Source organism: Zoogloea sp. (genome assembly GCF_030157465.1).
Lineage (GTDB): Bacteria > Pseudomonadota > Gammaproteobacteria > Burkholderiales > Rhodocyclaceae > Zoogloea.
In genome coordinates this window covers 1-6,093 of the sequence record NZ_JAOAUU010000169.1, presented here as the reverse complement: position 1 = coordinate 6,093, position 6,093 = coordinate 1, and the positions used below count along the sequence as shown (strand labels likewise).

Annotated in this window: 7 protein-coding genes; 4 read left to right on the top strand and 3 right to left on the bottom strand. The window is 63.2% G+C overall.

Translation table 11 applies throughout. The annotated features are described in order from the left end of the window. Nucleotides 1-33 precede the first annotated feature (33 nt). Entirely contained in the window at nt 34-669 is a 636-nt protein-coding gene (locus Q1W26_RS20355) for a c-type cytochrome (protein ID WP_300444371.1), read from the bottom strand. A 123-nt stretch (nt 670-792) separates the two neighbouring features. On the opposite strand from Q1W26_RS20355, the gene yihA reads away from it, so the two are divergent. Further along, nucleotides 793-1,422 carry a ribosome biogenesis GTP-binding protein YihA/YsxC gene (gene yihA / locus Q1W26_RS20350; protein ID WP_300444368.1) on the top strand — a complete coding sequence of 210 codons (630 nt, stop codon included), beginning with the start codon at nt 793-795 and terminating at the stop codon, nt 1,420-1,422. A gap of 97 nt (nt 1,423-1,519) precedes the next feature. Then, on the top strand, nt 1,520-2,959 hold the full coding sequence (locus tag Q1W26_RS20345; protein WP_300444365.1) for a mannose-1-phosphate guanylyltransferase/mannose-6-phosphate isomerase: 1,440 nt from the start codon (nt 1,520-1,522) through the stop codon (nt 2,957-2,959). Between the two features lie 23 nt (nt 2,960-2,982). Here the strand turns inward: Q1W26_RS20345 and Q1W26_RS20340 are convergent, their stop codons facing one another. Together Q1W26_RS20340 and Q1W26_RS20335 are read right to left on the bottom strand one after the other, a co-directional pair. After that, the gene (locus Q1W26_RS20340; RefSeq protein ID WP_300444362.1) at nt 2,983-3,501 is read right to left on the bottom strand and encodes a DUF2946 family protein; all 519 of its coding nucleotides are present in this window, start codon (nt 3,499-3,501) and stop codon (nt 2,983-2,985) included. Between the two features lie 18 nt (nt 3,502-3,519). Beyond that, complete coding sequence (locus Q1W26_RS20335; protein ID WP_300444359.1) at nt 3,520-4,320, bottom strand: outer membrane protein assembly factor BamD; 801 nt, start codon at nt 4,318-4,320, stop codon at nt 3,520-3,522. An 85-nt stretch (nt 4,321-4,405) separates the two neighbouring features. Between Q1W26_RS20335 and rluD the strand changes: the two genes are divergently transcribed. Together rluD and pgeF are read left to right on the top strand one after the other, a co-directional pair. After that, on the top strand, nt 4,406-5,308 hold the full coding sequence (gene rluD / locus Q1W26_RS20330) for a 23S rRNA pseudouridine(1911/1915/1917) synthase RluD (RefSeq protein ID WP_300444592.1): 903 nt from the start codon (nt 4,406-4,408) through the stop codon (nt 5,306-5,308). After that, nucleotides 5,305-6,042 (top strand): peptidoglycan editing factor PgeF, encoded by a 738-nt coding sequence (pgeF, locus tag Q1W26_RS20325; protein WP_300444357.1) that lies wholly within the window; start codon nt 5,305-5,307, stop codon nt 6,040-6,042. Before rluD ends, pgeF begins: the two co-directional genes overlap by 4 nt. Nucleotides 6,043-6,093 lie beyond the last annotated feature (51 nt).

The window sequence follows — 6,093 nt, the reverse complement described above, 5'->3', positions numbered from 1 at the left end:
ACTGCCCGGCGCGCTGGCGCGCCTTGATTCGGCTTAGCGCAAGCCGGCAGCGAAGTCGGCGACAGCCTTGATTTCCGGATCGGTCATCTTGAGAGCGATGGTGCGCATCATCTTGGCCGGATCGTTGGCGCGCTCTCCTGCGCGGAAAGCCTTCAGCTGGGCTTCGGTGTAGTCGGCGAACTGGCCCGACAGGCGCGGGTACTGTGCCGGCAGGCCGGCGCCAGCGGGGCCGTGACAGGCGGCACAGGCGGGAATGCCGCGCTTGATGTCGCCTGCGCGCCAGAGCTTCTGGCCGAGTTCGATGGAAGCCTTGTTTTTGGCGGATTCGGGCTTGAGCTGCTGGCCGGCGAAGTAGGTGGAGAGACCCTTCATGTCGTCTTCGGAGAGGGCTGCAACCATGCCACCCATGATGGGGTTGGCGCGCTCGGCCGGCTTGCCGCCTTCGCTCTTGAAGTTTCTCAGTTGCTTGTTGAGATATTCCGCATGCTGGCCGGCGAGTTTCGGATTGGTCGGAATCTGGCTGTTGCCGTCAGTGCCGTGACACGCACCGCAAACCTGTTCCGCAGTCTGTTTTGCCTTGGCCAGGTTGGGCTGGGCGGCCGCCTTGTCTTGAGCCTGAACCGCACCGGTGGCCAGAAGCAGCGAAAGCAGAAGGGAATGCTTGATCATGATGTCCTCGGAAGCCAAGAATGGAAGATGTCTCAAACCTGTTATTCTATAGCAATTCCAGTCCTTTGCGCGATGCGCCGACAGATGTCGTGCGCTCAGGCGTCTCTCCCCCGGCTTCTCCCCATGTCCCTTTTCCGCAACGCCCAGTTCGAAATTTCCATCGCCAAGCCCAGCGGCCTGCCGCCGCCCAACGGGCCGGAGGTTGCCTTTGCTGGCCGCTCCAACGCAGGCAAGTCGAGCGCTATCAACACCATCTGCGATCACGTTCGCCTCGCCTTCGTATCGAAGACGCCCGGACGCACCCAGCTGATCAACTTTTTCCGCCTGCGTAACGGTGCCGTGCTGGTCGATCTGCCCGGATACGGGTATGCCGAGGTGCCGGAAGCCGTTCGCATGCAGTGGCAGCGGTTGCTGGAAGATTACCTTACCAAGCGGCCGAACCTGGTCGGGCTGGTTCTGATCATGGACTCCCGTCACCCGCTGAAGGAGCGGGACCGGGTGATGATCGGCTGGTTTGCTCCCAGCGGCCGGCCCATTCACGTGCTGCTGACCAAGAGCGACAAGCTGACCCGCACCGAGCAGGCGACGACCCTCGCTGCGGTGCGCAAGGAGCTTGAGCCTCTCGGCGAGCAGGTCACGGTGCAACTGTTCTCGAGCCTCAAGAAAACCGGGGTCGAGGATGTCGAGCGGGTGGTCGGATCCTGGCTGTCGAGTCCGGAAGTCGATGCCCCGAATGAGCCGACCGTGAAATGACACCGGGTTCTCCGGCGTCAGCCGTGCTAAAAAGCATCCTTTGGCACGGTGCGCGCTGCGTCGTATCGTTTTTCTGATCTCCGTCTTCGATCCGCCCATGGAACTCCAACCTGTAATCCTCTCCGGTGGCTCCGGCACCCGCCTGTGGCCCCTCTCCCGCGAACAGTACCCGAAGCAGTTGCTGGCCCTGGTGGGCGATGAAACCATGCTGCAGGCCACCGCCGGTCGGCTCGCCGGGTTTGCCGGGCAGCTGTCCGTCGCTTCTGCGCCCATTGTCGTCTGCAACGAGGAATACCGTTTCGTCACCGCGGAGCAGCTCCGTTCCAACGGACGGCCCAGCAGCAACATCCTGCTTGAGCCCGTAGGTCGCAACACTGCGCCGGCACTTACGCTCGCTGCGCTGGCGGTGCGCGAGGCGGATCCGGTTCTGTTGGTGATGCCGGCCGATCACGTGATCCGCGATCTTGCCGGATTCCATGCGGCCATCGATGCAGGCATTCCGGCCGCCTTGGGCGGTGCCATCGTGACCTTCGGCATCGTTCCGGATTGTGCGGAAACCGGTTACGGCTACATCCGTTTCGGGGCTGAGCAGGCAGACGGCAGCAAGGCCATTGCGGCCTTCGTCGAAAAACCCGATGCCGCCACCGCCCAGGCTTATCTCGATAGCGGTGAATACCTCTGGAACAGCGGTCTGTTCATGGTTCGGGCGAGTACCTGGCTGAAGGCCATGTCGCATCTTCAGCCTGTCATGGCCCAGGCTTGCCAGGCTGCCTGGGAGGCTGGTGCGCGGGACTCCGATTTCGTGCGGGTGAGCAAAGAGGCGTTTGTCGCCTGTCCGTCAGACTCCATCGACTACGCAGTCATGGAAAAACTCGCCGCAGCCGAAGGGCTTGGTGTGGCGGGGCGTGTGGTGCCGATGTCGGCCGGCTGGTCCGATGTGGGTGCCTGGGATGCGCTGTGGCAGATCGCCGACAAGGACGGTAACGGCAATGTGGCGCGGGGTGATGTGCTCTTCGAGGACAGCCGCAACACTCTCGTGTATGCCCAGGATCGGCTGGTGGCGTGCGTCGGGCTGGATGACGCGGTGATCGTCGAAACCCCAGATGCCGTGCTGGTTGCCCGCAAGGACAAGACCCAGAACGTCAAGCAGATCGTTGCCGCGCTCAAGCTGGGCAAGCGCAGTCAGGCTTCCGCCCATCGCAAGATTCACCGCCCGTGGGGTTGGTACGACTCGATCGATAGCGGTGCCCGTTTTCAGGTCAAGCGCATCGTCGTCAATCCCGGCGCCCGTCTGAGCCTGCAGATGCACCATCACCGTGCCGAGCACTGGATCGTCGTCAAGGGCACTGCCGAAGTCACCAATGGCGACAAGGTCTTCCTGCTCGGCGAGAACGAATCGACCTACATTCCGCTGGGACATGTGCACCGGCTGGCCAATCCGGGCAAGCTGCCGCTCGAGATCATCGAGGTGCAGTCCGGGGGGTATCTCGGTGAGGACGATATCGTCCGCTTCGAGGACACCTACGGACGGGGCTGAGTGGAGGAGGGCGAGCCGGCCGTTCAGGCCGGTTCGCTTATGAAGGCAAAGCGGGCGGCCACTTCCGCCCGCTGAATTCGCCCCACGGGAATGCTCCTGCCTGCCCACGATAAGGCAAGCGGGCCATCGGGGCTTTCCAGGTCGCCATCAAGGCCGGCGCAGAAGGTTGCGAGATCCCGGTCGTCGAGTAGCGCGATACCGTGTTCCGAGTCGATCAGCAGGCTGCCTTCCTCGTCCAGCCAGGCTTCGGAAAGCGTTTCCACCGGGCGCTCGGTGTGGGTTTCCAGGCGATCCGGTGAGACAAGATGGAGAATCGTCGGCGTGTAGTCGAGGCTGACGAAAACCTGCTGCGGGCCGTTCTGGAAATACCAGCGACCATCCGGTTCGGCCATGTAGTTTCGGCTGATGAAGGCGCGCAGACCCGCATGGCGGATCGGCCCCTCCGGAACACGCCATTCGCCGCGTCGGGAAAGGCGCAGCCAGCCGCAGCAGGAGGGTACGTTCGGCCACTTGGCGATGGCCAGGCGAACGGATTCATCCATGGCGGCCAGCGCTCCGTGTCACCACATCTTCCACCAGGGCTGGCTCTCGTTGCCGGGCACCTTGCCGCCAAAATAGTGGCTGTTCGGGAAGTTCTGGCGCATCACCCGCTCGGCGTCATTGCGCAGCTCGGGCAGTTTCAGGGCATCGTAGCTTTGCACCATCACGAACAGGGCTTCCTCGACTGCTGGCGACTGGGGGAAATCCTTGACCGTGGTCTGAGCCCGGTTGGCGGCGGCTACGTAAGCGCCACGCTTGTAGTAATAGCGGGCTACATGGACTTCATGGGCAGCCAGGGCATTGACGAGATAGCGCAGGCGCAGCTGGGCATCCGGCGCGTATTTGCTGTTCGGGAAACGCTGAACCAGTTCCTTGAAGGTAGCGAAGGACTCCCGAGTGGCCTTCGGGTCACGCTCGGAAAGATCCTGGTCGGCCAGGCGGCCGAGGAAGCCGAGGTCTTCGTTGAAGTAAGCCAGGCCCTTTAGGTAATAGGCGTAGTCCACGTTGGCGTGGTTCGGGTGCAGCTTGATGAAGCGGTTGCAGGCCGCGACCGCTGAGGCTTGCTCGCCCGACTTGTAGTAGGCGTAGGCGACTTCGAGCTGGGACTGCTGGGCGTAGCGGCCGTATGGGTAGCGCGCCTCCAGCTTCTCGAACATCTTGATGGAGCGATCCCAGGCGCCATCGGACATGGATTCCTTCGCTTCGGCATAAAGCTTCTGGGCGCTCCAGCCAACAGTTTCGTCGATCTGATCGGGAAGGCCGCAGCCGGCAAGCAGCAGGACGCCGACAAGCGTTAAACTACGCAGGGTGAAATGCGCCATTGAAAACTCTTTGGAAGAAGACTGGCTTGATTATAGCCCAGCAGTTCCGTCCTCTTCCCTTTCCCCGTCGCCTCTACGCGAGACGATTCCCGATAACTGTGCCGGCCTGCGGGTCGATCAGGCGCTTGCTCGCCTGTTTCCAGAACATTCCCGAAGTCGCCTGCAGTCCTGGCTGAAGTCAGGGCGCATCCTTGTGGGCGGAGCCTCGCCGGATTCCAAGACCAAGGTCTGGGGTGGCGAGTCCGTCTTCGTCAGCCCCGAGCCATCGGACACGATGCTTGCCGAGCAGGCCGAAGACATTCCGCTGCAGATCGTTTACGAGGACGACACGTTGCTCGTCATCGACAAGCCGGTCGGGCTCGTGGTGCATCCCGGCAGTGGAAACTGGTCCGGCACCCTGCTCAATGCATTGCTGCACTACGGCTCCGGCTTTCGCGAGCTGCCCCGGGCGGGCATTGTCCATCGCCTCGACAAGGACACCAGCGGTTTGCTGGTGGTCGCCAAAACCCTCGAGGCGCAGACTGATCTTGTGCGCCAGCTTCAGGCGCGCACCGTCAAGCGCAACTATTTTGCGCTGGTGCATGGGGATCCTGCGGCAAGTGGCGAAGTGAATGCGCCCGTCGGCCGTCATCCTGTGACGCGCACCAAGATGGCTGTCGTGCCGGGTGGGCGCGAGGCTCTGACCCGATACCGGATGGCGGAACGCTTTGCCCGTGCAACGCTCGTTGAATGTGAGCTCGAAACCGGGCGAACCCACCAGATCCGCGTTCACATGGCGCATATCGGTCACCCGCTGGTCGGCGACGCCACCTACGGCAAGCCGCGCAGTTCCGATCCGCGGCTCGACGCTTTTCCGCGTCAGGCGCTGCATGCCTGGCAGCTCGGACTCATCCATCCGCGGAGCGGTGAGGCCTGTCGCTGGCAGTCACCGCTGCCGGCCGATTTCGAAGGCTTGCTGGAAACCCTGCGCGGAAACCTCAAGCCGTGAGTGGCCCATGGATTTGCCCCGACTGGCCGGCTCCTGCCCGTGTGCGGGCGCTGTCTACGACGCGCGTCGGCGGAGTCAGTGTGGCGCCCTACAACAGCCTCAATCTCGGCACTCACGTCGGTGACGATCCAGCTGCGGTCGAGATGAACCGGGCGCGCCTGGGCAGCGTTCTGCCGGGCGAGCCGGCCTGGCTCAACCAGGTTCACGGTACTGCGGTCGTGGATGCCGCTGCCTGCGCCGGCGTTCCCGATGCCGATGCCGATGCCGCGGTGTCCTGTTCGTCCGGTGTGGTCTGCTCCGTGATGACTGCCGATTGCCTGCCGCTGCTGCTGTGCGATCGTGCCGGCACGGTGGTTGCGGCGGTTCACGCCGGCTGGCGCGGGTTGCACGGAGGGGTTGTCGAGGCCGGCGTGGCGGCAATGAAGGTGGCGCCGTCCGAAATCCTGGCCTGGCTCGGGCCTGCCATCGGGCAGCAGGCCTTCGAGGTCGGCAGCGAGGTACGTGCTGCGTTCATGGCGGTCGACAGGCAGGCAGAAGCTGCGTTTCGTCCTGCCGAAACGCCTGCCAAGTGGCTGGCCGACCTCTATCTTCTGGCTCGTCAGCGTTTGGCTGTGCTGGGTGTTTCCGGCATCTATGGCGGCGACCGCTGCACCTTCTCGGAACCGGATTGTTTCTTTTCCTATCGCCGTGACGGCGCGACCGGCAGGATGGCCTCGCTGATCTGGCTGGACTAGGGCCTGTTCTCAATTACGCCAACCAGACGAAAGCGCAAGCGAGATGAACGA